This is a genomic window from Kitasatospora sp. NPDC093679 (assembly GCF_040683455.1).
GTDB lineage: Bacteria > Actinomycetota > Actinomycetes > Streptomycetales > Streptomycetaceae > Kitasatospora > Kitasatospora arboriphila.
Window position 1 is genome coordinate 68,937 of sequence record NZ_JBFBDW010000005.1, and the last position, 25,691, is coordinate 94,627.

Genomic DNA, 25,691 nt, shown 5'->3' on the forward strand with positions numbered 1-25,691 from the left:
CCTAGACCTTCAGGGCGGACGGGAGTTCGGACCCGGCCGGGTGGACGGGGGCGACCGGACGGGTGCGGAGGTGCTCCGGCATGCGCCGCATCATGGCGAGCAGCAGCACTAGGCCGGCCCGGGCGAGGTAGATCATCGCCTTGACCGGGGAGGCGCTCGGCCGGCCGGTCGTCCGGGGCCGCATCGCGACCGGGACCTGGCGGACGACGTAGCCGCAGCGGACGGCGCCGACCATGCTCTCCACCGTGTCGCCCAGGTACTCGACCGGGTACCACTGGGCGAAGAACTCGATGAGGTCGCGGTTGCAGGCGCGGAAGCCGGAGGTGGTGTCGGTGAGGCGGGTCCGGGCGATCCGCGACAGCACCCGGGAGAGCAGGCCCATGGCCCACTTGCGCGGGCCGCGGACCTTGTAGTCGCCCTCGCCGTCGAAGCGGGCGCCTATCACCAGGTCGGCCTCGGAGAGCTTCGCGAGCAGGGTGGGTATGTACGCGGGGTCGTGCTGGCCGTCGGCGTCCACCTGGATCGCGACGTCGTAGCCGTTCTGCTGCGCGTAGCGGTAGCCGAGCCGCATCGCACCGCCGACGCCGAGGTTGTAGGGCAGGCTGACGACCGCGGAGCCGGCCGCGGCGGCCACCTGGGCGGTGGCGTCCGAGGAGCCGTCGTTCACCACCAGCGTGTCCACCCAGGGGAGTTGGGTCTGCAACTCCTTGAGCACGCCGGGAAGGCCCTCGGCCTCGTTCCAGGCCGGAAGGATGACGAGGACTCGGCGCCCGTCGATCATGAGTGCACCTCGGTTTCGGCACTGTCCTCGGGGAGGTCGCGGGCGGTCTGCAGCGAGTACCCGTCCCGTTCCATCAGGTGGGCCCGCATCAGCGCGACCTCCTCGGAAAGGCTGCGGGTCTCGGCCTCCAGACGGCTGGCCTCCCAGCTGAGGTGCAGGCAAACGAGCAGGATGAGGATGAAGCCCGCGAACAGGACCAGGCTCACACCGGAAGCGACCCCGAGCCGACGGGCCGTGGCGTCGAGGACCCGGGGGACGAATCCGAGCGGAGCCACGACCAGGCCGATGGCTATCCATATCGCGGCGTACTTCTCACGCAGCTGTTGCCTGCGCAGCAGCTCGACGATGCAGGCGAGCACCAGCACGCCGGTGATCGAGGTGAGAACTGTGAGTTGCACGGAAGAATTCGCCTTTCGGCATCGGCGGGAGGCTCATCGTAGTCGCACGTGCGGCAGGGTCCGTGGACGGGGTCGAACGGTTGCGCGGGCCGCTCAGACCCGGTCGAGCACGGCGGTCGGCGGGTTGGGCGACGGGGTGCGGCGGGCGGGCCGGAGCGCGGCGAGCATGCCGAGGCACGTCACCGCGGAGCCCGCGAAGTAGGCGAGTTCCGTCCGGGTGGCGATGGGCCCCGGCAGCAGGGTCACCCCCACCAGGCAGGCCGTTCCCAGGACCCAGCCGAGCAGCTGGAAGCGGTGCCGGTCGAGCACCATGAGGGCCTGGCCGAGGAGCATCGCCAGCATGTAGAAGAGGGTGCCGAGGGAGAGCCAGAGGAAGTCCCAGCCGCCCAGCACCGGCGGTGCGGCGAACAGCACGCGGATGAGCCACGGCCCGAGGGCGACCGCGACGGCTCCGCCGGCTCCGCCGAGCAGGCAGATGACCGCCCCGCTGCGTCGGAGCAGTTGGTTGAAGGCCGGGCGGTCGCCCGCCGCGGCGGCGCTCGACAGCCCGCTGAGCAGCGAGGCCTGCAGCGAGCCGAAGACGAAGAGCGGCACCCGGGCCAGCACCAGGGCGTTCAGCAGGGCGGCGATCAGCGCGACCGCCGTCGGCTCCAGCAGCTGGGTGCTGAGGACGACCGCGTTGACCACGAGCTGGGCGAGCAGGGTCGAGCAGATCAGCAGCCACAGCCCGCGGGAGAGGTCCCGCCAGGCGATGGCCGGGCCGGGCCGCAGCACCCGGACGAGCGGCGGCAGGGTCACCAGCACGGACACCAGCGGCGCGACCGCGAGGATCAGGCTGAAGGCCAGGGCCGTGTGCGCACCCGCCGCGGCGCAGCCGAAGGCGAGGCCCATCCGCAGGCCGCCGTCCACTCCGAGCTGGGTGCCGTACGCGGTGAACCGGCCGAGGCCGGCGAGGATGCCGCGGGTGAGGTAGCCGGCGGCGAGGCCGACGAAGGCCGCGCCGAGGGCGGCCACCATCGCCAGGTCGCCGTGGAAGAAGGAGTCGGCGATCGGCCGGGACGCGGCCGCGAGGACGGCGAGGGTCGCCGCCAGGATCCCGCCGGTGAGCAGGGCCGCCTTGCGCAGCACCGGGAGCGCGCCGTGGCCGAGGACGGCCCGGGCGGCGACGATCCGGGTCAGCTCCTGTTCGATCGGGAAGAAGACGCCGATCCCGATCGACATGACGATGGTCCACAGCACCGAGACGTTCGCCATCGCGTCGACCGACAGGCTGTGGCCGGCCACGCCCAGGTGGACGTAGGAGGCGGCGCCGAGGACCACCGTGCCGGCGGCCACGACCGGGGTGCCGGCCGGAAGGGCGGCCAGGACCCTGGCGAGCGGGTTCCTCATCGGGTGCCGCCGTCCTCGGCGGCGGGGACGGACGTGCGGGCGGCGGCGGCGAGCGCGGCGAACGCCGGTGTGGCCATGGCCTCCTCCAGCTGGGCCCGCCAGTCGGCCTGCGGCGCGAGGCCGGCCGCGGCGAAGCGGTCGTGCCCGAGCACGCTGAAGGCGGGCCTGACGGCGGGGCGGACGAAGGCCGCCGAGGTGGTGGTGCGGATCCGCTCCGGGTCCAGTCCGGCCAGCCGGTAGGCCTCCCGGGCGAGCCCGTGCCAGGTCGTCCGGCCGGCGGCGGTGCCGTGGTAGACACCGGCCGGTGCGTCGGCGGACCGGCCGAGGGCGGCCAGCTGCCGGGCGAGGGCGCGGGACCAGGTGGGCTGGCCGTGCTGGTCGTCGACGACGTCGAGGGCCGGCCGCTGGGCGGCCAGCTTGAGCATGGTGGCGACGAAGTTCGGGCCGTGCTCGCCGTAGAGCCACGCGGTGCGCACCACGTAGCCGTTCTCCGGCAGCAGCTCCAGCACGGCGCGCTCGCCGGCCAGCTTGCTGCGGCCGTAGGCGTTGACCGGCGCGGTGGCGGCGGTCTCCGGGTAGGGCTCGGTGGCGTCGCCGGGCAGCACGTAGTCGGTGGAGACCTGCAGCAGCCGGGCGCCCTCGGCGGCGCAGGCGGCGGCGAGGTTGCGGGCGCCGTCGCCGTTGACCGCGGTGGCGGCGGCCTCGGCGCTCTCCGCGCCGTCGACGTCCGTCCAGGCGGCGCAGTTGACGACCACCCGGTGGCCGCGGACGGCGGCCCGGACGGCGGCCGGGTCGGTGATGTCGAGGTCGGCCCGGCCCAGCGCCGTCACCTCGTCGCCCTCGTTCTCGAGGACGGTGACGAGGTCGCGGCCGAGCATGCCGGCCGCGCCCGTCACCAGCCAGCGGGTACTCACTTCGCCAGGGCCGCCTTCGTCTTGAGCGGCTCCCACCAGGCGCGGTTCTCGCGGTACCAGGCGATGGTGGCCGCGAGGCCGTCCTCGAAGCGCACCTGCGGGGTGTAGCCGAGCTCCTCGCGGATCTTGGAGATGTCGAGGGAGTAGCGCAGGTCGTGGCCCTTGCGGTCCTGGACGTGCTCGACCATGTCCCAGCCGGCGCCGGCGGCTTCCAGCAGGAGGCCGGTGAGCTCCTTGTTGGTGACCTCGGTGCCGCCGCCGATGTTGTAGACCTCGCCGGCCCGGCCGCCGCGCATCACCAGGTCGATGCCCCGGCAGTGGTCGGAGACGTGCAGCCAGTCCCGGATGTTGCCGCCGTCGCCGTACAGCGGCACCTTCCTGCCGTCGATCAGGTTGGTGGTGAACAGCGGGATGACCTTCTCCGGGAACTGGTAGTACCCGTAGTTGTTGGAGCAGCGGGTGACCACCACGTCCATGCCGTGGGTGCGGTGGTAGGCCAGCGCCAGCAGGTCGGAGGACGCCTTGGAGGCGGAGTACGGGGAGTTGGGCGCGAGCGGCCACTCCTCCGTCCAGGAGCCCTCGGTGATGGAGCCGTAGACCTCGTCGGTGGAGACGTGGACGAAGCGGCCGACCCCGTGCTTGCGGGCGGCGTCGAGCAGCACCTGGGTGCCGACGACGTTGGTGAGGACGAACGGGCCGGCACCGGCGATCGAGCGGTCCACGTGGGACTCCGCGGCGAAGTGCACGACGACGTCGTGGCCGGGCATCACCTGGTCGACGACGGCCTCGTCGCAGATGTCGCCCTTCACGAAGGTGTAGCCCGGGTGCTCCGCCACGGGGGCGAGGTTCGCCTCGACGCCCGAGTAGGTGAGCTTGTCGAGCACGGTGATCCTGAGCGACCCGTCCGCGCCGAGCAGCTGTCGGACAAACTCTGAACCGATGAAGCCGGCACCGCCGGTGACGAGAATGCGCATAGTGCCCGCAGTCTACTTGCCGTCCGAATGCATGGACGGCCCGGGCGAGGGGTATGGGGCGGTCCTCGCATAGGCTGCACGCCATGCGTGGAATTCTCTTGGCCGGCGGCACCGGGTCCCGGCTGTGGCCCCTGACGCGAGCGGTCTCGAAGCAGCTGCTCCCGGTCTTCGACAAGCCGATGATCTACTACCCGCTCTCCACCCTGGTGATGGCGGGCATCAGCGAGATCCTGATCATCACCACCCCGGAGGACCGGCCGCAGTTCGAGCGCCTGCTCGGCGACGGCTCCCAGCTGGGCCTCAGCCTCGAATACGCGGTGCAGGAGCGTCCCGAGGGCATCGCCCAGGCGTTCGTCCTCGGCGCGGACTTCATCGGCGACGAGCACGTGGCGCTGATCCTCGGCGACAACATCTTTCACGGCAGCGGCCTCGGCACGCGGCTCGCCGAGCACACCGACGCGGTCGGCGGCCGGGTCTTCGCGTACCCGGTGGCCGACCCGACCGCCTACGGCGTGGTCGAGTTCGACGAGCAGGGCCAGGTCATCTCCATCGAGGAGAAGCCGGAGAAGCCGAAGTCCCGGTACGCGGTGCCGGGCCTCTACTTCTACGACAACCGCGTGGTGGAGATCGCCCGCGACCTGGAGCCGAGCGCCCGCGGCGAGCTCGAGATCACCGCCGTCAACGAGGCGTACCTGCGCGACGGCCGGCTGCACGTGACGATCCTCGACCGCGGCACCGCCTGGCTGGACACCGGGACGTTCGTGTCGATGGTGCAGGCCTCGGAGTTCGTCCGCGTGATCGAGGAGCGCCAGGGCTTCAAGATCGGCTGCATCGAGGAGGCGTGCTGGCGCGCCGGGCTGATCGACTCCGAGCAGCTGCGCGAGCTGGCCCTGCCGCTGCTGAAGAGCGGTTACGGCACCTACCTGTTGAACCTGCTGGACGAGGAGGAGTCCCGGTGAAGATCCGCGAGCTCGGCATCGAGGGAGCGTTCGAGATCACCCCGCAGCTGCACGGGGACCCGCGCGGCCTGTTCACCGAGTGGTACCGCTTCGACCGGCTGGCCGAGGCGGTCGGTCACCCGCTGCGCCTGGCCCAGGGCAACCTCTCCGTCTCGGCGCGCGGCGTGGTGCGCGGCATCCACTTCGCCGACGTGCCGCCCGGTCAGGCGAAGTACGTGACCTGCGTGCGCGGTGCGGTGCTCGACGTGGTGGTGGACCTGCGGGTCGGCTCGCCGACCTTCGGCCGCTGGGAGGGCGTCCGGCTGGACGACACCGAGCGCCGGGCGCTGTACATCGCCGAGGGCCTCGGCCACGGCTTCTGCGCGCTCACCGACGACGCCACGCTGTCCTACCTCTGCTCGGAGACCTACAACCCCACCGGGGAGCACGCGGTGCACCCGCTCGACGCGGAGCTGGGCATCGAGTGGCCGGCCGAGCTGCCGCAGCTGTCGGCCCGCGACGAGGCCGCGCCCTCGCTCGCCGAGGCGATCGCCACCGGCCTGCTGCCGGACTACGAGACCTGCCGCACGTACTCCGCGGGCCTGTGACCCGGTAGCCGGAAACGCGGAAGGGCCCGCCCTCCCCGTCCTCGCGGACGGAGGGGGCGGGCCCTTCCGTTTGCCTTGCGGCGAGCCCTACGACGGGCCGGGGTCAGATCGTCACTTGACGATCTTGGTGACCTGGCCGGCGCCGACGGTGCGGCCACCCTCACGGATGGCGAACTTGAGGCCCTCCTCCATGGCGACGGGCTGGATCAGCGCGACGGTCATGGCGGTGTTGTCGCCCGGCATGACCATCTCGGTGCCCTCGGGGAGGGTCACGACGCCGGTCACGTCCGTGGTACGGAAGTAGAACTGCGGGCGGTAGTTGTTGAAGAAGGGGGTGTGACGGCCACCCTCGTCCTTCGACAGGATGTAGGCCTGGGCCTCGAAGTCGGTGTGCGGGGTGACCGAACCCGGCTTGATGATGACCTGGCCGCGCTCGACGTCCTCGCGCTTGATGCCACGGAGGAGCAGACCGACGTTCTCACCGGCCTGGCCCTCGTCGAGCAGCTTGCGGAACATCTCGATACCGGTGACCGTGGTGGTGGTCTTGGTGGTCTTGATGCCGATGATGTCGACGGTCTCGTTGACCTTGAGGACACCGCGCTCGATGCGGCCGGTGACGACGGTGCCACGACCGGTGATCGTGAAGACGTCCTCGATCGGCATCAGGAACGGCAGCTCGGTGGCACGGGCCGGGGTCGGGATCGACTCGTCGACGGCGTGCATGAGGCCGAGGAGCTTCTCGCCCCACTCCTTGTCGCCCTCGAGCGCCTTGAGCGCCGAGACGCGCACGACCGGCAGGTCGTCGCCCGGGAACTCGTACTCGGAGAGGAGCTCACGGACCTCGAGCTCGACGAGCTCCAGGATCTCCTCGTCGTCCACCATGTCGGCCTTGTTCAGGGCGACGACGATGTAGGGGACGCCGACCTGGCGGGCCAGGAGGACGTGCTCCTTGGTCTGCGGCATCGGGCCGTCGGTGGCGGCGACGACGAGGATCGCACCGTCCATCTGGGCCGCACCGGTGATCATGTTCTTGATGTAGTCAGCGTGACCCGGGCAGTCAACGTGGGCGTAGTGACGCGCCTCGGTCTGGTACTCGACGTGCGCGATCGAGATGGTGATACCGCGCTGCCGCTCCTCCGGCGCCTTGTCGATCTGGTCGAACGGCGTGAAGGGGTTGATGTCCGGGTACGCGTCGTGCAGCACCTTGGTGATCGCCGCGGTCAGCGTGGTCTTACCGTGGTCGATGTGACCGATGGTGCCGATGTTGACGTGGGGCTTCGTCCGCTCGAACTTCGCCTTCGCCACTGCAGTCCTCCTGAGGACAGTTCTGTACGCCGTACGACGTCAGTTGGTCTTTGATCGGGATTGGGAACGGGGCGCTGGTAGCGCTCCATGCCGTCCCGCGGGGTGGGGTGCCGGGAGGGCCCGGGGGAATCCGTGGGGATTCGCCCCGGGTTACCTCCTTCTAGCCTAAGGGGTCGGATTCGTCCCGAATAACGGGCCGAACCTTGACCGGCGGAGCCGGCCTTACTCGCCCTTGGCCTTGGCGATGATGTCGTCCGCCACGTTCCGCGGAACCTCGGCGTACGAGTCGAACTGCATCGAGTAGCTTGCGCGACCAGAGGTCTTGCTGCGCAGGTCACCGACGTAGCCGAACATCTCGGAGAGCGGCACGAGCGCCTTGACGACGCGCGCACCGTGACGCTCCTCCATGGCCCGGATCTGGCCACGGCGGGAGTTGATGTCGCCGATCACGTCGCCCATGTAGTCCTCGGGCGTGGTGACCTCGACGGCCATCATCGGCTCCAGGAGGGCCGGACCGGCCTTCTTGGCGCCTTCCTTGAAGGCCATCGAACCGGCGATCTTGAACGCGAGCTCGGACGAGTCGACGTCGTGCGACGCACCGTCGAGCAGGGTCACGCGGACGCCCTGGAGCGGGTAGCCGGCGAGGACACCGAACTCCATGGCCTCCTGGCAACCGGCGTCGACCGAGGGGATGTACTCCTTCGGCACGCGGCCACCGGTGACCTTGTTGACGAACTCGTAGCCCTCGCCCGACTCCAGCGGCTCGATCGCGATCTGGATCTTCGCGAACTGACCCGAACCACCGGTCTGCTTCTTGTGCGTGTAGTCGATGCGCTCGACGGCCTTGCGGATCGTCTCGCGGTACGCGACCTGCGGCTTGCCGACGTTGGCCTCGACCTTGAACTCACGGCGCATACGGTCGACGAGCACCTCGAGGTGCAGCTCGCCCATACCCGCGATGATGGTCTGGCCGGTCTCCTCGTCCGTGTTGACCTGGAAGGACGGGTCCTCCTCGGCGAGACGCTGGATGGCGACACCCAGCTTCTCCTGGTCACCCTTGGACTTGGGCTCGATCGCGACGCGGATGACCGGGGCCGGGAAGTCCATGGACTCCAGGATGACCGGCTGCTTCTCGTCGGACAGCGTCTCACCGGTGGTGGTCTGCTTCAGGCCCATGACGGCGATGATGTCGCCGGCGCCCACCGAGTCGATCTCCTCACGCTTGTTCGCGTGCATGCGGTAGATCTTGCCGATGCGCTCCTTCTTGCCCTTGACGGAGTTCAGCACCGAGGTGCCGGACTCCAGGCGGCCGGAGTACACGCGGACGAAGGTGAGCTTGCCCAGGTGCGGGTCGGACATGATCTTGAACGCCAGGGCGGCCAGCGGCTCGTCGTCCGAGGCCTGGCGGACGATCTTCTCTTCGGGGTTGTTCGGCTTGGTGCCCTCGATGCCCTCGATGTCGAGGGGCGACGGCAGGTACTTCACAACCGCGTCGAGCAGGGGCTGAACGCCCTTGTTCTTGAACGCCGAGCCGCAGAAGATCGGGGTGAAGTCCGAGTTCAGCGTGCCCTTGCGGATCGCGGCGACCAGCAGCTCCTCGGGGATGTCCTCGCCCTCCAGGGCGAGCTCCATCACCTCGTCGCTGACGTTCGACACGGTGTCGAGCAGGGCCTCGCGGTACTCCTCGGCCTTGTCGGCGAGGTCGGCCGGGATGTCGACGACGTCGTACATCTCGCCCTTGGTGGCCTCGGGCGACCAGACCAGGGCCTTCATCTTCACCAGGTCGACGACGCCGACGAAGTCGGACTCCGCGCCGATCGGGAGCTGCATGACCAGCGGGGTGGCGCCGAGGCGGTCCACGATGGTCTGCACGCAGAAGTAGAAGTCGGCGCCCGTGCGGTCCAGCTTGTTGATGAAGCAGATGCGCGGGACGCCGTAGCGGTCAGCCTGCCGCCACACGGTCTCGGACTGGGGCTCGACGCCGGCGACGCCGTCGAACACCGTCACGCCACCGTCGAGCACGCGCAGCGAGCGCTCCACCTCGACGGTGAAGTCGACGTGGCCCGGGGTGTCGATGATGTTGATGGTGTTGTCGACGCCGTCGAGCGTCCAGTGACAGGTCGTCGCGGCCGACGTGATGGTGATGCCGCGCTCCTGCTCCTGCTCCATCCAGTCCATGGTGGCAGCGCCATCGTGGACCTCACCGATCTTGTACGAGACACCGGTGTAGAACAGGATCCGCTCGGTGGTGGTGGTCTTGCCCGCGTCGATGTGCGCCATGATCCCGATGTTGCGGACCTTGGCGAGGTCAAGGGAGGTTGCAGCCATGGTGGCTCGTTCTCTCTCTGTCTAGTGACGGGGTTCGGACTACCAGCGGTAGTGCGCGAAGGCCTTGTTGGACTCGGCCATCTTGTGGGTGTCCTCGCGACGCTTCACGGACGCGCCGAGGCCGTTGCTGGCGTCGAGGATCTCGTTCAGCAGACGCTCGGTCATGGTCTTCTCGCGACGGGCGCGGGAGTAACCGACGAGCCAGCGCAGCGCCAGGGTGTTGGCACGGCCCGGCTTGACCTCGACCGGCACCTGGTAGGTCGCGCCACCGACACGGCGGGACTTGACCTCGAGGGTCGGCTTGACGTTCTCCAGGGCGCGCTTGAGCGCGACCACCGGGTCGGCGCCGGTCTTCTCGCGGACGCCCTCGAGGGCGCCGTACACGATCCGCTCGGCGGTGGAGCGCTTGCCGTGCAGCAGGATCTTGTTGACCAGCGAGGTCACCAGCGGGGAGCCGTAAACCGGGTCGATGATGACCGGGCGCTTCGGGGCGGGGCCCTTACGAGGCATTCTTACTTCTCCTTCTTGGCGCCGTAGCGGCTGCGAGCCTGCTTGCGGTTCTTGACACCCTGGGTGTCGAGGGAGCCGCGGATGATCTTGTAGCGGACACCAGGAAGGTCCTTCACACGGCCACCGCGGACCAGCACGATGGAGTGCTCCTGCAGGTTGTGGCCCTCGCCCGGGATGTAGGCGGTGACCTCGATCCCGCTGGTGAGGCGCACACGGGCGACCTTACGAAGCGCCGAGTTCGGCTTCTTCGGGGTGGTCGTGTACACACGCGTGCAGACGCCACGACGCTGCGGGGAGCCCTTCAGGGCGGGCGTCTTGTTCTTCTCGACCTTGTCCTGCCGGCCCTTTCGGACCAGCTGCTGGATCGTAGGCACCGTTTCTCCGTTTTCTGTGTGCCAAGGCTGCGTAAAACTAACCTGCGGCGCCCCTCGACCCACCGACCCACGCGGTCGGGTGTGTCGAGTCTCCCGGCGGAGGAATCGCGGAATCCCATGAGCTGATGGACAGCGACGGCGCTCGCACGGCGAGAGCGGGATCAGCGCTCCGCTACGGCGGCCGGTCAACTGGCACGCACAAGGACCCGGGGACACCCCAGGCACGAATCAGAGCGTACCTAGCGCATCGGCGGCGGTCAAAACAAATGCAACGCCGCTGCTCACCCGGGCGAGCCTGGACAACCGGAACGGTGCGGGAACGTTCGAGCCGTCTTACCACACATCGGACGGGGCCGCCACCCTGCCCGGCCGCCGTCCCGGCCCGCGGAACGGGACGGAACCGCAGGTCAGCCCGCGGACACCACGGCGAGCAGCATCATCAGCGCCCATCCGGCCACCGACAGCCAGCCGATCACCAGACCGGCCGTCGCCATGCCGTCGCCCTCCTCGCGGCCGGCCCGCAGCTGCGACTTCGCGATGTGCCCGGTGACCACGGCCGGGATGCCGAGCGCGCCGAAGGTCGGCAGGCAGAGCAGGCCCAGCACCATCGAGGCGATCGCCATCCCGTTGGTGCGCGGCGGCGCGTACGGCGCCGGCGGCGGCATGAAGGTCGGCGGGACGACCGGCACGGCCGCGCCCATCGGCGCCACCATCGGCCCGGACGGCAGGTCGGCGACCAGCTGCGCGAGCTGACCGTACGTCTGCGCGCGGTGCGCGTGGTCGAAGCGCTGCGAGTACTCCTCCGCCGTCAGCCGGCCCTCGGCGTAGGCGGCCTTCAGCACGTCGACCGTCCGCTCGCGGTCCGCGTGGGCGGCGCGCATCGCGGCCTGCGGGGTGGCCGCCGGCTGCCAGGGCTGCGGCGGCGGGCCGTACGACTGCTGCGGATGCCTCCACGGCTCAACGGCCATGCGGCCACCTCCCTGACACCCCGTCGCGCGTCGGCTGCGCGTGCTGCCCCTACAGAATGCAGGACGAGCGGCGCCCCCGAGTAGTTGCCCGCCACGAAGACCGATTCACGTGGCGGCCGCCACGCGCCGCCCGCGGCCCGCCCGCCCGTCGGAGCCGCTCCTGCATCATGGGACGGGATCCGGCCGGTCGTGGCCGGGCCGGCGGACGCGGACGGAAGAGGCATCGTGGGCAGGCGCAGCGGCAGGGCCGGGCAGGACTCCGCCGTCGAGGGGCTGCTGGCCTCGGCGGTGCAGCAGGTCGTGGCTGCGCCCGCGGAGACGTTGGAGTACGCGCTGGACGGCGGCGCCTCGCTGCTGGCCGCCTCGGCGGAGCAGTGGCCGGAGGTCGGCCGGGCGCTGCTGGCGTTCGCGGAGCGCGCGGTCGGCCGGTGCTGGACGGCCGGGTGGCGGCCCGCCGACCTCGTCCGGGTGGTGCGGCGCGAGCTGGGGCCGGTGCACCTGGCGCTGGCGGTCGACCTGATCGCGGCGGAGGGCAGGCGGCACCCGGCCGCCTCGCTGGACCGGCGCTGGCAGGAGCAGCTGCGGGAGCTGGCGGCCGAGGTGTGGTGGGGGTCGGACGAGGCGTACCTGCCGGAGTTCGCGGCCCGGCACCGGCAGGACCGGTTCGCGCTGGCGACGGCCGCGCTGGAGCTGCTGCGGGCCTGGTCGCTGCTGCCGCCGATCGCGCCGGTCGGCCCGGTGCCCGGGCAGCAGGGCGGCGGTCGGGCGTTCGACCCGGCGGCCGCGCGCCCGGCGGCGGGCGAGCCGCGGATGCTCGGGCGGATCCGGGCGCTGCTGGCGAAGGCCGAGTCGACGGAGTTCCCCGACGAGGCGGAGGCGCTGACCGAAAAGGCCCAGCAGCTGATGGCGCAGCACTCGATCGACGAGGCGCTGCTCGCGGCGGGCGGCCCGGCGAAGGACGCGCCGGCCGCGCTGCGGATCGGGGTCGACCAGCCGTACGAGAGCCCGAAGGCGATGCTGCTGGACGCGGTGGCGGCGGCGAACCGGTGCCGGGTGGTGTGGGCGAAGGAGTTCGGCTTCTGCACGGTGATCGGCTTCGACGCGGACCTGGACGCGGTGGAGCTGCTCTACACCTCGCTGCTGGTGCAGGGCACCGCGGCGATGCACCGGGCGGGCAGCCGCCGGCACCAGGACGGCGCGCCGCGGACGAAGGCGTTCCGTCAGTCCTTCCTGATCTCCTATGCTGCGCGGATCCGGGAGCGGCTCACCGAGGCGACCGAGCGGGCGACCGCCGACGCGGCGGCCGGACGGCACCTGCGCGAGGACGGCACCTCCGAGCAGCTGGCGCCGGACGAGCGGCTGCTGCCGGTGCTGGCGGCCCGCGGGCAGGCGGTGGACGACACGGTCGGGCGGATGTTCCCGAAGCTGGTCTCGCAGCGGGTGCGGGTCAGCGACGGAGAGGGGTGGGCGGCCGGACGGGCCGCCGCGGACCGGGCGGCGCTGCACGGGCGTGCCGGGGCGATCGAGGACTGACGGCCGGAGCGGCCGCGGAGGGGGAGACGATGGTGGAGTACCGGGACCGCGTGCGCGGCTCACTGGTGGGCGGGGCGCTCGGCGACGCGCTGGGCTGGCCGGTGGAGTTCCAGCGGCTGGACGACATCCGGGACCGCTTCGGCCCGGACGGGCTGCGCTCGCCGGCCGCCGGCGGCCGGCACGGCGAGGTGACCGACGACACCCAGATGACGCTGTTCACCGCCGAGGGCCTGCTGCGCGGCGGCACCCGCGAGGAGGTCCACCGGGCGTACCGGCGGTGGATGCTGACCCAGCGGCTGCCCGGGCCGGAGCGCCACCCGGACGGCTGGCTGCTCGGCCGGGAGTTCCTGTACGCCTCGCGGGCGCCGGGGACGGCCTGCACCAGCGGGCTCGCCGGGTACGGCTACCTGCCGCCGGTGGCGTACGGGCTGCACGGCGAGGTGAACGCGCAGTCCAAGGGCTGCGGCACGGTGATGCGCTCGGCGCCGTTCGGGCTGGCCCGGCTGGGGGTGCGGCGGGCCTTCGAACTGGCGGCGGACTGCGCTCAGCTGACGCACGGACACCCGACGGGGTACCTGGCGGCGGGGGCCTTCGCGGCGCTGGTCGAGCGGCTGGTGCACGGGACGGAGCTGCGGCGGGCGGTCGAGGAGACCGTCGAGCAGACCGCGGCGTACCCGGGCGGCGAGGAGACGGTGGCGGCGCTGCGGCGTGCGGTGCGGGTGGCCGGGCTCGGCCCGGCGTGCCCCGAGCGGGTGGAGCAGGTGGGCCTCGGCTGGATCGCCGAGGAGTGCCTGGCGATCGCGGTGTACGCGGCGCTGACGGGCGCGGACGCCCGGGAGGCGCTGGTGCTGGCGGCGAACCACTCGGGGGACAGCGACTCCACCGGTGCGGTCTGCGGCAACCTGGTCGGCGCGATGTACGGCACCGCCGGGCTGCCGGCGGACTGGACGGCCGAGGTGGAGGGCCTGGACGTGGTGCTGCAGGTCGCGGACGACCTGGTGGCGGCCTTCGCGGACGGCGACCGGGCCGCACTGGCGGACCGGTACCCGCTGCTGCCCCCGGTGGAGGCTTCCGCGGCTCCCGCCTTCTCGGCTCCCGTCGCTCCCCCGACGCCCGCTGCTCCCCCGGCGCCGCCGGCGGGCCGGCAGCGCTTCCGGACCAGGGACTGAGCCGGTGGGCCTGAGTCCGGAGAAGGTGGCGGCCGCCGCGCCGGGGCTGGTCGGCCACTACGCGTCGGCGCGGGTCAGCCTGGAGAAGTCCGGGCTGCGCGGGGTGCGGGCCGCGGTGTACCTGGTGCTGGACCGGTCCGGGTCCATGCGGCCGTTCTACCGCTCGGGTGCCGTCCAGCGCTTCGCCGAGCAGGTGCTGGCGCTCTCCGCGCACCTGGACGACGACGGGCGGGTGCCGGTGGTGTTCTTCTCCACCGAGGTGGACGGGGTGGCCGAGCTCGCGCTCGACGACCACCGCGGCCGGATCGACGCGCTGCACGCCGGGCTCGGGCACATGGGCCGCACCAACTACCACCTGGCGATGAAGGCCGTGATCCGGCACCACCAGCTGTCCGGGGCGAACGCCCCGGCGCTGGTGGTGTTCCAGACCGACGGCGGCCCGACCGCCCGCGGCGCGGCCCGCGAGCTGCTCTGCCTGGCCGCCGAACTGCCGCTCTACTGGCAGTTCGTGGGCTTCGGCGACCCGGCCGACCAGGAGTTCGCCTTCCTGCACCGGCTGGACGAGCTCCCGGTGCCCGCGGCCAGGCCGGTCGACAACGCCGGCTTCTTCCCGGCCGGCCGCGACCCCGGGTCCCACTCCGACGCCGAGCTGTACGACCGGCTGCTGGAGGGCTTCCCCGCGTGGCTGGCGGCCGCCCGGGCGGCGGGCGTCCTGGCCGGCTGAGTCGGCGCCCGGGCGGCCGAGCGGGCGTCAGTCCCAGAGCGCGCCGAGCGCGAGGAGTTCGTCGCGGTACTCGATGCGCTCGGCCCACTCGGCGGGCCAGGCGGCGCTGCCGTGCCGGGCGCCGGCGAAGGCGCCGGTGAGGCAGGCGATGGAGTCGGAGTCTCCGGAGGAGAAGGCGGCCCGGCGGACGGCGGCGACCGGGTCGTCGGGCAGCAGCAGGAAGCACAGCAGACCGGTGGCGAAGGCCTCTTCGGCGATCCACCCGGCGCCGGTGGTCTCGCACGGGTCGGTGTCGAGGGAGGGCCGGGCGAGCGCGGCGTCCAGCCGGTCGAGGACGAAGAGGCACTCGTCCCAGCCGCGGGTGGCGAAGGTCTCCGGCGACGGGTCCTGGGCGTGGGCGGCGAGGTCGCCGAGCCAGAACGCGTCGTAGCGGCCGCGCTGCCCGGTGGCGTACGCGCGCAGCAGGCCCGGGAGTTCGGCCGGGGCGGTGCCGTCGGCGAGCAGCCGCACGGTGTGCGCGGTGAGCACGCTGGCGGCGAGCGCGGTGGGGTGGCCGTGGGTCAACCCGGACTGCAGCTGCGCGGCGCCCGAGAGCTGGGCCGGCGTCAGCCCGCGGACGAGGCCGAGCGGGGCGACCCGCATGTTGGCGCCGCAGCCCTTGGAGCCGACGTCGCTCGCCTGCTGCCAGGGCGTGCCGTCCCTGCTGAGGCGGTGGCAGGAGCGCATGCAGGTGCGGCCGGGGGCGCGGTTGTTCTCCGGGGAGCGCCACCAGTCGACGAACCCCTCGCGCAACGGCCGCTCCAGGCGCAGCGGGGTGAGCGGGCCGCGCTCCAGGGCGGTGCGCAGGGCGCGGCCGAGGGCGAGGGTCATCTGGGTGTCGTCGGTGACCCTGGCCGGGTCGGGCAGCGGGAGCCGGCGCCAGTCGGGGCAGCCGGCGGTGATGCCCGCCATGGTGTCGAACTCGGTGGGTCGTCCCATGGCGTCGCCGATCGCCAGCCCCAGCAGTGCCCCCGTTGCCGCTCCCACGGCCACCTCCAGCGGTGTGTCAGACCTCGACCAGCAGTTCTTCGAGTCCGCGGATCACGTAGCCGGGCCGCCAGACGGGCTCGCGGACGAGGCGCAGGCCGGGTGCCCGGCGGAGCAGTGCGCCGAAGGACTCGTTGAGCTCCAGTCTGGCGAGCGGGGCGCCGAGACAGAAATGGATTCCGGCGCCGAAGGTGATGTGCGGGTTGTCGGTGCGGCCGAGGTCGAGCCGGTCGGGGTCGGCGAAGCGCTCGGGGTCGCGGTTGGCGGAGCCGAAGAGCAGGGCGACCTCGGAGCCGCGCGGGATCCGTACCCCGCCGACCTCGATGTCCTCCAGCACCCAGCGTTCGAACATCTGCAGCGGTGTGTCCCAGCGCATCAGTTCCTCGACGGCGGTGGGCAGCAGTTCGTCCACCGAGGCGCGGAGCCGGGCGAGTTCGCCGGGGTTGCGGAAGAGCGCCCACCAGCCGTTGCCGGTGGTGTTGACGGTCGCCTCGTGCCCGGCGTTGAGCAGCAGCACGCAGGTGGAGACGACCTCCTGCTCGCTGAGCACCTCCCCCTCGTCGGCGACCAGGGCGAGGGCGCTGATCAGGTCGTCGCCGGGGTCGGTGCGGCGCCGCCGGATCAGGGCGCGCAGGTAGTCGGAGAACTCGGTGCTGGCGCGGACGGCGCGCCGCGCCGTCTCCTCGCCCGGGTTGAGCTCGAACATGCCGGTGATGTCGGCGGACCACGGCCGCAGCAGGTGCCGGTCGCCCTCCGGGACGCCGAGCATCTCGGCGATGACGGCGACCGGCAGCGGCTCGGCGACCGTCGCGATCAGGTCGCCGCCGCCGTCGGCCAGCAGGCCGGTGACGAGTCCGTCGGCGAGCCGGGCGACGGTGGGGCGCAGCGACTCGACCCGGCGCGGGGTGAAGGCCTTGGAGACCAGGCGGCGGATGCGGGTGTGGTCGGGGGCCTCCAGGTCGAGCAGGCCGTTGTCGTTGAGGGTGTGGAAGGGCTCGTGCGCGGGGTCGGGCTCGGGCCGGCCGAACTCGGCGTGGGTGTAGCGGTGGGTGTAGGTGCGGCCGAGCCGGCGGTCGCGCAGCAGGGCGGAGACGTCGGCGTACCGGGCGATCAGCCACTGGTTGCTGGGTTCGTACCGGGTGACCGGCGCCTTCGCCCGTAGCTCGGCGTACGCGTCGTAGGGGTGGGCGACGAACGCCGCCGACCACGGGTCGAAGCCACCGCTTGCCATCGTCCGCCTCCCACGCGTCCGGGGAGGGCCCATGCTACGCAGCCGGTCAGGCCGGGGTGGAGAACTCCCCTGCGGTGATCCGGGCGACCAGCGCGGGCAGCGCCTGCGAGATCGGTTCGCGGATCACCTCGGCGGCCTCGTCGTCGTAGGGGGTCGGGTCGGCGTTGACGACGATCAGCCGGGCGCCGTGCTCCACCGCGACCCGGGCGAGAGCGGCCGCCGGGTGGACCTGCAGCAGGGTGCCGACGGCGAGGAACAGGTCGCAGGCCTTGGCGATCGCCGCGGCGTCCGCGAGCACCTGCTCGTCGAGCACTTCGCCGAACATCACGGTGCACGGCTTGAGCACGCCCCCGCAGGCGAGGCAGGCCGGGTCCGGCTCGCCGGCGTCGACCCGGGCCAGCGCCTCGGCCATCGGGGTGCGCAGGCGGCAGCGGACGCACTGCACCCGGTCGGCGGTGCCGTGGAGTTCGAGCACCTTGCGCTCGGGCAGGCCCGAACGCCGGTGCAGGCCGTCGACGTTCTGCGTGAGGACGCGCATCGGCAGCCCGGAGCGTTCCAGTTCGACGAGCGCGAGGTGGCCGGCGTTGGGTTCGGCACCGACGGCGCCGACCTCCTTGCGCAGCTGCCAGGACCGCCGGCGGACGTCCGGATCGGCGAGGTACGGGCCGATGGTGACGAGCTCCTGCGCCTTCGGGTCGCGCTGCCACAGGCCGTTCGGGCCGCGGTAGTCGGGGATGCCGGAGTCTGTGGAGATGCCCGCGCCGGTGAGGACGGCGATCAGGGGCCGCTTGGCGTTCATGGCCGGGACGGTACGCGGGCGGCCGCGGCCGGCGCCACCGGAAAACCTGGTGCGCCGCGCGGCGGCGGGTGCGCACACTGGCCGGGAACCCCACCGTGTCGAAGGAGTCCCGTGCAGGGTGCCGTCACCGTCTCGCCGTCCCGGGTACCGGAGTTGCTGCTGGGTCTGGCGACCGTCCGCCCGGTCTTCCTGTGGGGTGCGCCCGGCATCGGCAAGTCCTCGCTGGTGCGGGGGTTCGCCGATTCGCTGGGTCTGGAGTGCGTGAGCCTGATCGGCACCCAGTTGGCGCCGGAGGACCTGGTCGGCGTGCCGCAGCTGACCGCGGACGGCCGGTCCCGGTTCTGCCCGCCGGAGTCGATCGCCCGCGACGAGCCGTACTGCCTGTTCCTCGACGAGCTCAACGCGGCCTCGCCGGACGTGCAGAAGGCCTTCTACTCGCTGATCCTGGACCGCCGGATCGGCTCCTACGAGCTGCCGCCGGGCTCGATCGTGATCGGCGCGGGCAACCGGGCGACCGACGGTGCGCTGGCCCGGCCGATGGCCTCCGCGCTGGTCAACCGGCTGGTCCACGTGCACCTGCGGGCCAGCGCCACCGACTGGCTGGCCTGGGCGGCCGGCGCGGGCATCCACCCGTGGGTGCTGGACCACCTCACCGACCGGCCGGACCACCTGTGGTCGGCGCCGCCGAAGACCGAGGAGCCGTTCTCCACCCCGCGCTCCTGGCACATGCTCTCCGACGCGCTGCACTCCTTCGGCCCGGCCCTGGACGAGGCGGCGCTGCAGGTGGTCGCGCACGGCCTGCTCACCCCGCAGCACGCGGTGGCCTTCTGCGGCTACGCCAAGATCGTCCGCAACGCGTACGGGCTGGACGCCATCCTCAAGGGCGACGCCCGCTGGCCCGCCCGGTTGGAGGACCGCGACCTGCTGTACTACCTGGCCGACGCCTTCCGCGGGAGGCTGGTCAAGGTGCTCCCGGCCCGCAAGGAGCACGCCTCCGAGCAGCTGCGGCGCACCGCGTACCGGGCGAAGTCGCTGCTCGTCCAGCTCGCCGAGATCTCCGTCGAGGTCGCCCAGACCGTCATCGCGGACGGCGAGGACGGCAACCCGGTGCTGCCGTCGTGGTTCCTGGTCGAGGCCGCCCGGGACATGCCCCGGCTCGTCGAGGCACGGCGGTGAGCCGTGCCGCCGCGAAGCGCCGCGCCGCCGGCCGTGATCCCGAGGAACGTCCGGACCCGGCCGCCGAGGCCTTCCGGGCGGGACTCGCGCTGGTGGGGGCCAACCACGCCCTGAACGCGATCGACGCCCGGATCTGCACCGCCCCCGGCTGCGAGGCCGTCCCGCCCGGCGGCTGGGCGGTCGTCGACTCCGACGGCACCGTGCACGCCGACATCGGGCGGCACGCCGAACCCGCCGAGTGGGCCTGGGTGCTGACGCACTGCCTGCTCCACCTCGGCTTCGGCCACGTGCCCGCCGCGCGCGGCCGGCGCACACCGGCCGACGACGCGCTGCAGGCCGCCCGCTGCACCGCCGTCCACCGCTTCCAGGCCACCTTCCACGTCGGGCGCTGCCCGTTCGACCTGCCGCGGTCGCTGCCCGCCGGCGACGAGGACGAACTCGCCGCCCGCTGGCGCCGCGACGGGGTACCGGACGTCCCGAGCGCCTGCGGCCCGGGCCTCGCCGACCAGCTGCTGGTGCCCTGGCAGGGATACCGGGACCCGGAGGACTGGACGGCCGCGTTCGCCGCGGCCCTCACCCGGACGGTCTCCGCCGCGATGGACGTCGCCGGCGGCCGCCGGGCCGGCCTCACCGACGCCCGCGAACCGCAGCGGCCCTGGATGCGGGCGCTGAACTGGTTCGTCTCCTCCTACCCGCTGCTCGGCGGCATCGCGGCCGGCATGACCGTCGTCGCCGACGCCGAACTCGCCCGCGCGCACGGGATCTCCGTCGCCGCGGTGAACGCCGCGGCCGGCGAGCTCTACGTCAACCCGCTGCTGCACCTGACCGACGAGGAGTGGCGGTTCGTCCTCGGCCACGAGATGCTGCACGCCGCCCTGCGGCACGGCGACCGGACGGGCGCCCGCGACCCGTACCTCTTCAACGTCGCCTGCGACTTCGTGGTGAACGGCTGGCTGGTCGAGATGGGCGTCGGCGACATGCCGGAGGGCCTGCTGCACGACCCGCGGCTCAAGGGGCTCTCCGCCGAGGAGGTGTACGACCGGATCGTCCGCGACCAGCGGCGGATCCGCCGCCTCGCCACCCTCGCCGGGAAGGGCCGGCCGGACGTGCTCGGCGAGCCGCTCGGCAGCCCGCGCGACCACGTCGACCTGGACGGGTTCTACCGGCGCGGCCTGCAGCAGGGCTTCGAACTCCACACCCGGGAGCGCGGCACCCTCCCCGCCGGACTGGTCGAGGAGATCCGCGCGCTCGCCCACCCGCCGCTGCCCTGGGACGCGCAGCTCGCCCGCTGGTTCGACGAGTTCGTGCCGTCCCCGCAGACCGTGCGCAGCTACGCCCGGCCCTCGCGCCGGCAGTCCGCCACCCCGGACATCCCGCGGGCGGGGCGGTGGCGGCCCGAGGAGGAGGTAGCCCGGTGCACCTTCGGCGTGGTGCTCGACACCTCCGGCTCGATGAGCCGGCCGCTGCTCGGCAAGGCCCTCGGCGCCATCGCCTCGTACGCGGCGGCCCGCGACGTGGCCGCCGCCCGGGTGGTGTTCTGCGACGCCGCACCGCACGACGCCGGCTACCTGCCGCCGGAGGAGATCGCCGGCCGGGTCCGCGTCCGGGGCCGCGGCGGCACGGTGCTGCAGCCCGGGGTCGACCTGCTGGAACGCGCCGAGGACTTCCCACCGGGGGCTCCGCTGCTGGTGATCACCGACGCCGAGTGCGACGTCCTGCGGATCCGCCGCGAGCACGCCTACCTCGTCCCCCGCGGCGCCACCCTCCCCTTCGCCCCCCGCGGCCCGGTCTTCCGCATGCGCTGAAGCTCCCGGCGGCGGCTCGGGGCGACGGTCGCGGACGGCCCGTCACGGCTCCCCCGCGACCACCGCCCCGGACTCGTAGGCGAAGACCACGGCGTGCACGCGGTCCGCAGCTGCAGCTTGGCGAGGAGGTTGGAGACGTGGGTCTTCACGGTGTGCTCGCTGACGGTGAGTTCGGCGGCGATCTCGGCGTGGAGAGTCCGCGGGCGAGCAGCCGCAGCGTCTGGGCCTTGCGGGCGGTCAGCTGCTGCAGCATCCGGGAGGGCGGCCGTGCCGGGCTCGCCGGTCCGGCCCTGCGGGCGGTGAACTCGCCGATCAGCCGTCGGGTGACGGAGGGCGCGAGCAGCGCCTCACCGGTGGCGACCGTGCGGACGCCGGTGACCTCGACGTCCCCGGTCTCCCCCTCGATCACCAGGGTGCGCACCTGCTCGGTGACCCGGTAGCCGACGTCCCGCCGGTGGTCCTCGGCGAGGCAGCCCACCAGGGCGGCCCCGGTCAGCGCGGTCACGGCCGTGTACAGCAGCACCTTGGCCGGTGGACGGTTCATGCGCCCCCCCGGCCGCCCGGACCGTCCGGACCGCCGCGGGGACCACACTGCCCGTCGGAGGGGCCCCTCCGGATTCCCCGCCGGAGCGGTCCTGCCGACTCCTCCGCGCGGGGGAGGACGAGGGGACGCGGGAACGCCGCAGGGCGGCCGCCCCTTCCGGGGTGGCCGCCCTGCGGCGTTCAGGACCTGCGGACTCAGCCGGTGTACGGGCCGTAGTCGTAGTCGTCCAGCGGGACCGCCTGGCCGGAGCCGGCGCCGAAGGGCGACAGGTCGTAGTCGTCGTAGCCGACGGCCGAGTACATCGCGGCCTTGGCCTCCTCGGTCGGCTCGACCCGGATGTTGCGGTAGCGGGGCAGACCCGTACCGGCCGGGATGAGCTTACCGAGGATGACGTTCTCCTTGAGGCCCAGCAGCGGGTCCGACTTGGCGTGGATCGCCGCGTCGGTGAGCACCCGGGTCGTCTCCTGGAAGGAGGCGGCCGACAGCCAGGACTCGGTGGCCAGCGAGGCCTTGGTGATACCCATGAGCTGCGGACGGCCGGAGGCGGGGTGACCGCCCTCGGACACCACGCGGCGGTTCTCCTGCTCGAAGCGGCCGCGCTCGACGAGCTCGCCCGGGAGCAGCTCGGCGTCGCCCGACTCGATGATCGTCACGCGGCGGAGCATCTGCCGGATGATGATCTCGATGTGCTTGTCGTGGATCGACACACCCTGCGAGTTGTAGACCTTCTGGACCTCGGCGACCAGGTGGACCTGGACGGCGCGCTGGCCCATGATGCGCAGGACGTCGTGCGGGTTGGTGGCACCGACGGTCAGCTTCTGGCCGACCTCGACCGCCTCGCCCTCGCTCACCAGGAGCTTGACGCGCTTGGAGACCGGGTAGGCGATCTCGTCGCTGCCGTCGTCCGGGGTGACGACCAGCTTGCGGGTCTTCTCGGTGTCCTCGATGCGGACCCGGCCCTGCGCCTCCGAGATCGGGGCCACACCCTTGGGGGTACGGGCCTCGAAGAGCTCGACGACACGCGGCAGACCCTGGGTGATGTCGTCACCGGCCACACCACCGGTGTGGAAGGTACGCATCGTCAGCTGGGTACCGGGCTCACCGATGGACTGGGCGGCGATGATGCCGACCGCCTCACCGATGTCGACCAGCTTGCCGGTGGCCAGCGAGCGGCCGTAGCACATGGCGCAGGTGCCGACCGCCGACTCACAGGTGAGGATCGAGCGGGTCTTGACCTCGCTGATGCCGTGCCGGATCAGCTCGTCGATCAGGACGTCGCCGAGGTCGGTGTTGGCGGTGGCCAGCAGCTTGCCGTCGACGGTGATGTCCTCGGCGAGCATGCGGGCGTAGACGCTGGTCTCGACGTCGTCGGCCTTGCGCAGCACGCCGTCGGCGCCCACGGAACCGATCGACAGCTTCAGGCCGCGCTCGGTGCCGCAGTCCTCCTCGCGGATGATGACGTCCTGGGAGACGTCGACCAGACGACGGGTGAGGTAACCGGAGTCGGCGGTGCGCAGGGCGGTGTCGGCGAGACCCTTACGGGCACCGTGGGTGGAGATGAAGTACTCCAGCACGGACAGGCCCTCGCGGAAGGACGCCTTGATGGGACGCGGGATCGTCTCGTTCTTGGCGTTCGACACCAGACCACGCATACCGGCGATCTGACGCATCTGCATCATGTTTCCACGAGCACCCGAGTCGACCATCATGAAGATGGGGTTCGTCTTCGGGAAGTTCACGGCCATGGCCTCGGCGACCTCGTTGGTCGCGCGGGTCCAGATGCCGACCAGCTCGCTCTTGCGCTCGTCGTTGGTGATCAGACCGCGCTCGTACTGCTTCTGGACCTTCTCCGCCTGCGCCTCGTAGCCCTCGAGGATCTGGGGCTTGCTCGGCGGGACGATGACGTCCGAGATCGAGACGGTGACACCGGAACGGGTCGACCAGTGGAAGCCGGACGCCTTCAGGTTGTCGAGCGTCGCGGCGACGACGACCTTCGGGTAGCGCTCGGCCAGGTCGTTGACGATGGCCGACAGCTGCTTCTTGCCGACCTCGTAGTCGACGAACGGGTAGTCCTCGGGCAGCAGCTCGTTGAAGAGCGCGCGGCCCAGGGTGGTGGTGATGCGGAACGGCTCGCCCTCGAACCAGGTCGACTGGCCGTCCTCGTCCACCGGCGCCGTCCAGCCGCGCGGCGGGACCGTGCCAGCGGGCATGCGCAGGTCGATCGGGGCCTGGACGTCCAGCTCGCGGGCGTCGAAGGCCATGATCGCCTCGGCGGTCGACGAGAAGGAGCGGCCGGCGCCCTTCACGTTGTCGCGGTCCGAGGTGAGGAAGAACAGACCGAGCACCATGTCCTGGGTCGGCATGGTGACCGGACGGCCGTCGGCCGGCTTGAGGATGTTGTTCGAGGACAGCATCAGGATGCGGGCCTCGGCCTGCGCCTCCGCGGAGAGCGGCAGGTGGACGGCCATCTGGTCACCGTCGAAGTCCGCGTTGAACGCGGTGCAGACGAGCGGGTGGATCTGGATGGCCTTGCCCTCGACCAGCTGCGGCTCGAAGGCCTGGATGCCGAGGCGGTGCAGGGTGGGCGCACGGTTCAGCAGGACGGGGTGCTCGGCGATGACCTCTTCGAGGACGTCCCACACGACCGGGCGGGCGCGCTCGACCATGCGCTTGGCCGACTTGATGTTCTGCGCGTGGTTCAGGTCGACCAGGCGCTTCATCACGAACGGCTTGAAGAGCTCCAGCGCCATGGCCTTGGGCAGACCGCACTGGTGCAGCTTGAGCTGCGGGCCGACGACGATGACCGAACGGGCCGAGTAGTCGACGCGCTTGCCGAGCAGGTTCTGGCGGAAACGACCCTGCTTGCCCTTGAGCATGTCGGAGAGCGACTTCAGCGGACGGTTGCCGGGGCCCGTGACCGGGCGGCCGCGGCGGCCGTTGTCGAAGAGCGCGTCGACGGCCTCCTGGAGCATGCGCTTCTCGTTGTTCACGATGATCTCGGGGGCACCGAGGTCGAGGAGGCGCTTCAGGCGGTTGTTGCGGTTGATGACGCGGCGGTACAGGTCGTTCAGGTCGGAGGTCGCGAAGCGGCCACCGTCGAGCTGCACCATCGGACGCAGGTCCGGCGGGATGACCGGCACGCAGTCCAGCACCATGCCCTTGGGCTTGTTGGTGGTCTGCAGGAACGCGGAGACGACCTTGAGGCGCTTGAGCGCACGGGTCTTCTTCTGGCCCTTGCCGGTGCGGATGATCTCGCGCAGGCGCTCGGACTCCTCCGCCAGGTCGAACGACTCCAGGCGGTCCTTGAGCGCCGCGGCGCCCATCGAGCCGGAGAAGTACGTGCCGAAGCGGTCGCGCAGCTCGCGGTAGAGCAGCTCGTCGCCCTCCAGGTCCTGGACCTTGAGGTTCTTGAAGCGGCTCCACACCTCGTCGAGGCGGTCCAGCTCGCGCTGGGCGCGGTCGCGCAGCTGCTTCATCTCGCGCTCGGCGCCCTCGCGCACCTTGCGGCGGACGTCGGCCTTGGCGCCCTCGGCCTCCAGCTCGGCCAGGTCGGTCTCGGCCTTCTTGGCACGGCCTTCGAGGTCGGCGTCGCGGCGGTTCTCGATCTGCTGGCGCTCGACCGAGACGTGCGCCTCCAGGGACGGCAGGTCGCGCTGGCGGCGCTCGTCGTCGACCCAGGTGATCATGTAGGCGGCGAAGTAGATGACCTTCTCGAGGTCCTTCGGCGCCAGGTCCAGCAGGTAGCCCAGGCGGGACGGGACACCCTTGAAGTACCAGATGTGGGTGACCGGGGCGGCCAGCTCGATGTGGCCCATCCGCTCGCGGCGCACCTTGGCGCGGGTCACCTCGACGCCGCAGCGCTCGCAGATGATGCCCTTGAAGCGGACGCGCTTGTACTTACCGCAGTAGCACTCCCAGTCCCGGGTGGGGCCGAAGATCTTCTCGCAGAAGAGGCCGTCCTTCTCGGGCTTCAGGGTGCGGTAGTTGATGGTCTCCGGCTTCTTGACCTCGCCGTGGGACCACTGGCGGATGTCGTCGGCGGTGGCCAGGCCGATACGGAGCTCGTCGAAGAAGTTGACGTCAAGCACTGGTCGTCAAGCCCTCTTTCGTGATTCGAGAGTTTGTCTGTGGTCTGAGGGGGGCCTGGGGGCGGGGCCGGCTGTTCCTGCTCACGCGGAGCAGCCGGCCCGGCCTCCG

At 72.0% G+C, this 25,691-nt stretch carries 23 protein-coding genes; 7 read left to right on the forward strand and 16 right to left on the reverse strand.

Translation table 11 applies throughout. The annotated features are described in order from the left end of the window. Nucleotide 1 precedes the first annotated feature (1 nt). From AB0O09_RS06390 to rfbB, 5 genes are all read right to left on the reverse strand, one after another. On the reverse strand, nt 2-781 hold the full coding sequence (locus AB0O09_RS06390; protein WP_359978243.1) for a glycosyltransferase family 2 protein: 780 nt from the start codon (nt 779-781) through the stop codon (nt 2-4). Beyond that, a complete protein-coding gene (locus AB0O09_RS06395) occupies nt 778-1,179 on the reverse strand; it encodes a DUF2304 domain-containing protein (protein WP_359978241.1) in 402 nt (133 codons plus the stop codon). Before AB0O09_RS06395 ends, AB0O09_RS06390 begins: the two co-directional genes overlap by 4 nt. Nucleotides 1,180-1,272: 93 nt before the next feature. Continuing rightward, on the reverse strand, nt 1,273-2,568 hold the full coding sequence (locus AB0O09_RS06400) for a hypothetical protein (RefSeq protein WP_363540457.1): 1,296 nt from the start codon (nt 2,566-2,568) through the stop codon (nt 1,273-1,275). Continuing rightward, on the reverse strand, nt 2,565-3,482 hold the full coding sequence (rfbD, locus tag AB0O09_RS06405) for a dTDP-4-dehydrorhamnose reductase (RefSeq protein ID WP_359978236.1): 918 nt from the start codon (nt 3,480-3,482) through the stop codon (nt 2,565-2,567). The genes AB0O09_RS06400 and rfbD overlap by 4 nt, the downstream gene beginning before the upstream one ends. Continuing rightward, nucleotides 3,479-4,456 carry a dTDP-glucose 4,6-dehydratase gene (gene rfbB, locus AB0O09_RS06410; protein WP_359978233.1) on the reverse strand — a complete coding sequence of 326 codons (978 nt, stop codon included), beginning with the start codon at nt 4,454-4,456 and terminating at the stop codon, nt 3,479-3,481. The genes rfbD and rfbB overlap by 4 nt, the downstream gene beginning before the upstream one ends. 83 nt (nt 4,457-4,539) lie before the next feature. Here rfbB and rfbA point away from each other — a divergent pair, with 83 nt between their 5' ends. Continuing rightward, nucleotides 4,540-5,415 (forward strand): glucose-1-phosphate thymidylyltransferase RfbA, encoded by an 876-nt coding sequence (gene rfbA, locus AB0O09_RS06415; RefSeq protein WP_363540458.1) that lies wholly within the window; start codon nt 4,540-4,542, stop codon nt 5,413-5,415. A gap of 2 nt (nt 5,416-5,417) precedes the next feature. Beyond that, nucleotides 5,418-6,002, forward strand: a complete 585-nt coding sequence (gene rfbC / locus AB0O09_RS06420; protein WP_359978260.1) for a dTDP-4-dehydrorhamnose 3,5-epimerase — start codon at nt 5,418-5,420, stop codon at nt 6,000-6,002. A 111-nt stretch (nt 6,003-6,113) separates the two neighbouring features. On the opposite strand, the gene tuf is transcribed toward rfbC, so the two are convergent. From tuf to AB0O09_RS06445, 5 genes are all read right to left on the reverse strand, one after another. Beyond that, nucleotides 6,114-7,307, reverse strand: a complete 1,194-nt coding sequence (tuf, locus tag AB0O09_RS06425) for an elongation factor Tu (protein WP_030263551.1) — start codon at nt 7,305-7,307, stop codon at nt 6,114-6,116. Between the two features lie 222 nt (nt 7,308-7,529). Further along, nucleotides 7,530-9,635, reverse strand: a complete 2,106-nt coding sequence (gene fusA, locus AB0O09_RS06430; RefSeq protein WP_263104938.1) for an elongation factor G — start codon at nt 9,633-9,635, stop codon at nt 7,530-7,532. A gap of 39 nt (nt 9,636-9,674) precedes the next feature. Next, nucleotides 9,675-10,145 carry a 30S ribosomal protein S7 gene (gene rpsG, locus AB0O09_RS06435; protein WP_030263556.1) on the reverse strand — a complete coding sequence of 157 codons (471 nt, stop codon included), beginning with the start codon at nt 10,143-10,145 and terminating at the stop codon, nt 9,675-9,677. Nucleotides 10,146-10,147: 2 nt separating this feature from the next. After that, on the reverse strand, nt 10,148-10,519 hold the full coding sequence (gene rpsL, locus AB0O09_RS06440; protein WP_014144289.1) for a 30S ribosomal protein S12: 372 nt from the start codon (nt 10,517-10,519) through the stop codon (nt 10,148-10,150). A gap of 407 nt (nt 10,520-10,926) precedes the next feature. Then, entirely contained in the window at nt 10,927-11,487 is a 561-nt protein-coding gene (locus tag AB0O09_RS06445) for a DUF1707 and DUF4190 domain-containing protein (protein ID WP_363540459.1), read from the reverse strand. 225 nt (nt 11,488-11,712) lie between these two features. On the opposite strand from AB0O09_RS06445, the gene AB0O09_RS06450 reads away from it, so the two are divergent. The 3 genes from AB0O09_RS06450 to AB0O09_RS06460 are packed head-to-tail and all read left to right on the forward strand — an operon-like array spanning nt 11,713 to nt 14,913. Then, nucleotides 11,713-13,020 (forward strand): DUF2786 domain-containing protein, encoded by a 1,308-nt coding sequence (locus AB0O09_RS06450; protein ID WP_363540460.1) that lies wholly within the window; start codon nt 11,713-11,715, stop codon nt 13,018-13,020. Between the two features lie 29 nt (nt 13,021-13,049). Then, on the forward strand, nt 13,050-14,189 hold the full coding sequence (locus AB0O09_RS06455) for an ADP-ribosylglycohydrolase family protein (RefSeq protein ID WP_363540461.1): 1,140 nt from the start codon (nt 13,050-13,052) through the stop codon (nt 14,187-14,189). Nucleotides 14,190-14,193: 4 nt separating this feature from the next. Further along, complete coding sequence (locus AB0O09_RS06460) at nt 14,194-14,913, forward strand: VWA domain-containing protein (RefSeq protein WP_363540462.1); 720 nt, start codon at nt 14,194-14,196, stop codon at nt 14,911-14,913. Between the two features lie 27 nt (nt 14,914-14,940). On the opposite strand, the gene AB0O09_RS06465 is transcribed toward AB0O09_RS06460, so the two are convergent. From AB0O09_RS06465 to AB0O09_RS06475, 3 genes are read right to left on the reverse strand one after another with little or no spacing between them, the layout of a single operon-like run. After that, nucleotides 14,941-15,939 (reverse strand): ADP-ribosylglycohydrolase family protein, encoded by a 999-nt coding sequence (locus AB0O09_RS06465; RefSeq protein ID WP_363540463.1) that lies wholly within the window; start codon nt 15,937-15,939, stop codon nt 14,941-14,943. A gap of 19 nt (nt 15,940-15,958) precedes the next feature. Beyond that, nucleotides 15,959-17,170: a cytochrome P450 gene (locus tag AB0O09_RS06470; RefSeq protein WP_363540464.1), complete on the reverse strand. Its 1,212-nt coding sequence runs from the start codon at nt 17,168-17,170 to the stop codon at nt 15,959-15,961. A 46-nt stretch (nt 17,171-17,216) separates the two neighbouring features. Next, entirely contained in the window at nt 17,217-17,969 is a 753-nt protein-coding gene (locus AB0O09_RS06475) for a Sir2 family NAD-dependent protein deacetylase (protein ID WP_363540465.1), read from the reverse strand. Between the two features lie 111 nt (nt 17,970-18,080). Between AB0O09_RS06475 and AB0O09_RS06480 the strand changes: the two genes are divergently transcribed. Further along, entirely contained in the window at nt 18,081-19,145 is a 1,065-nt protein-coding gene (locus AB0O09_RS06480) for a MoxR family ATPase (RefSeq protein ID WP_363540466.1), read from the forward strand. Continuing rightward, nucleotides 19,142-20,950, forward strand: coding sequence for a hypothetical protein (locus tag AB0O09_RS06485; RefSeq protein WP_363540467.1), 1,809 nt, complete (start codon nt 19,142-19,144; stop codon nt 20,948-20,950). Before AB0O09_RS06480 ends, AB0O09_RS06485 begins: the two co-directional genes overlap by 4 nt. Here the strand turns inward: AB0O09_RS06485 and AB0O09_RS06490 are convergent. The 3 genes from AB0O09_RS06490 to AB0O09_RS06500 form a co-directional block, all read right to left on the reverse strand. Then, entirely contained in the window at nt 20,884-21,099 is a 216-nt protein-coding gene (locus AB0O09_RS06490) for a hypothetical protein (protein ID WP_363540468.1), read from the reverse strand. The two genes, AB0O09_RS06485 and AB0O09_RS06490, sit on opposite strands and share 67 nt — an antisense overlap. Further along, nucleotides 21,096-21,494, reverse strand: coding sequence for a hypothetical protein (locus AB0O09_RS06495; protein WP_363540469.1), 399 nt, complete (start codon nt 21,492-21,494; stop codon nt 21,096-21,098). The genes AB0O09_RS06490 and AB0O09_RS06495 overlap by 4 nt, the downstream gene beginning before the upstream one ends. A gap of 194 nt (nt 21,495-21,688) precedes the next feature. Further along, a complete protein-coding gene (locus AB0O09_RS06500) occupies nt 21,689-25,582 on the reverse strand; it encodes a DNA-directed RNA polymerase subunit beta' (RefSeq protein ID WP_363540470.1) in 3,894 nt (1,297 codons plus the stop codon). Nucleotides 25,583-25,691: the final 109 nt, after the last annotated feature.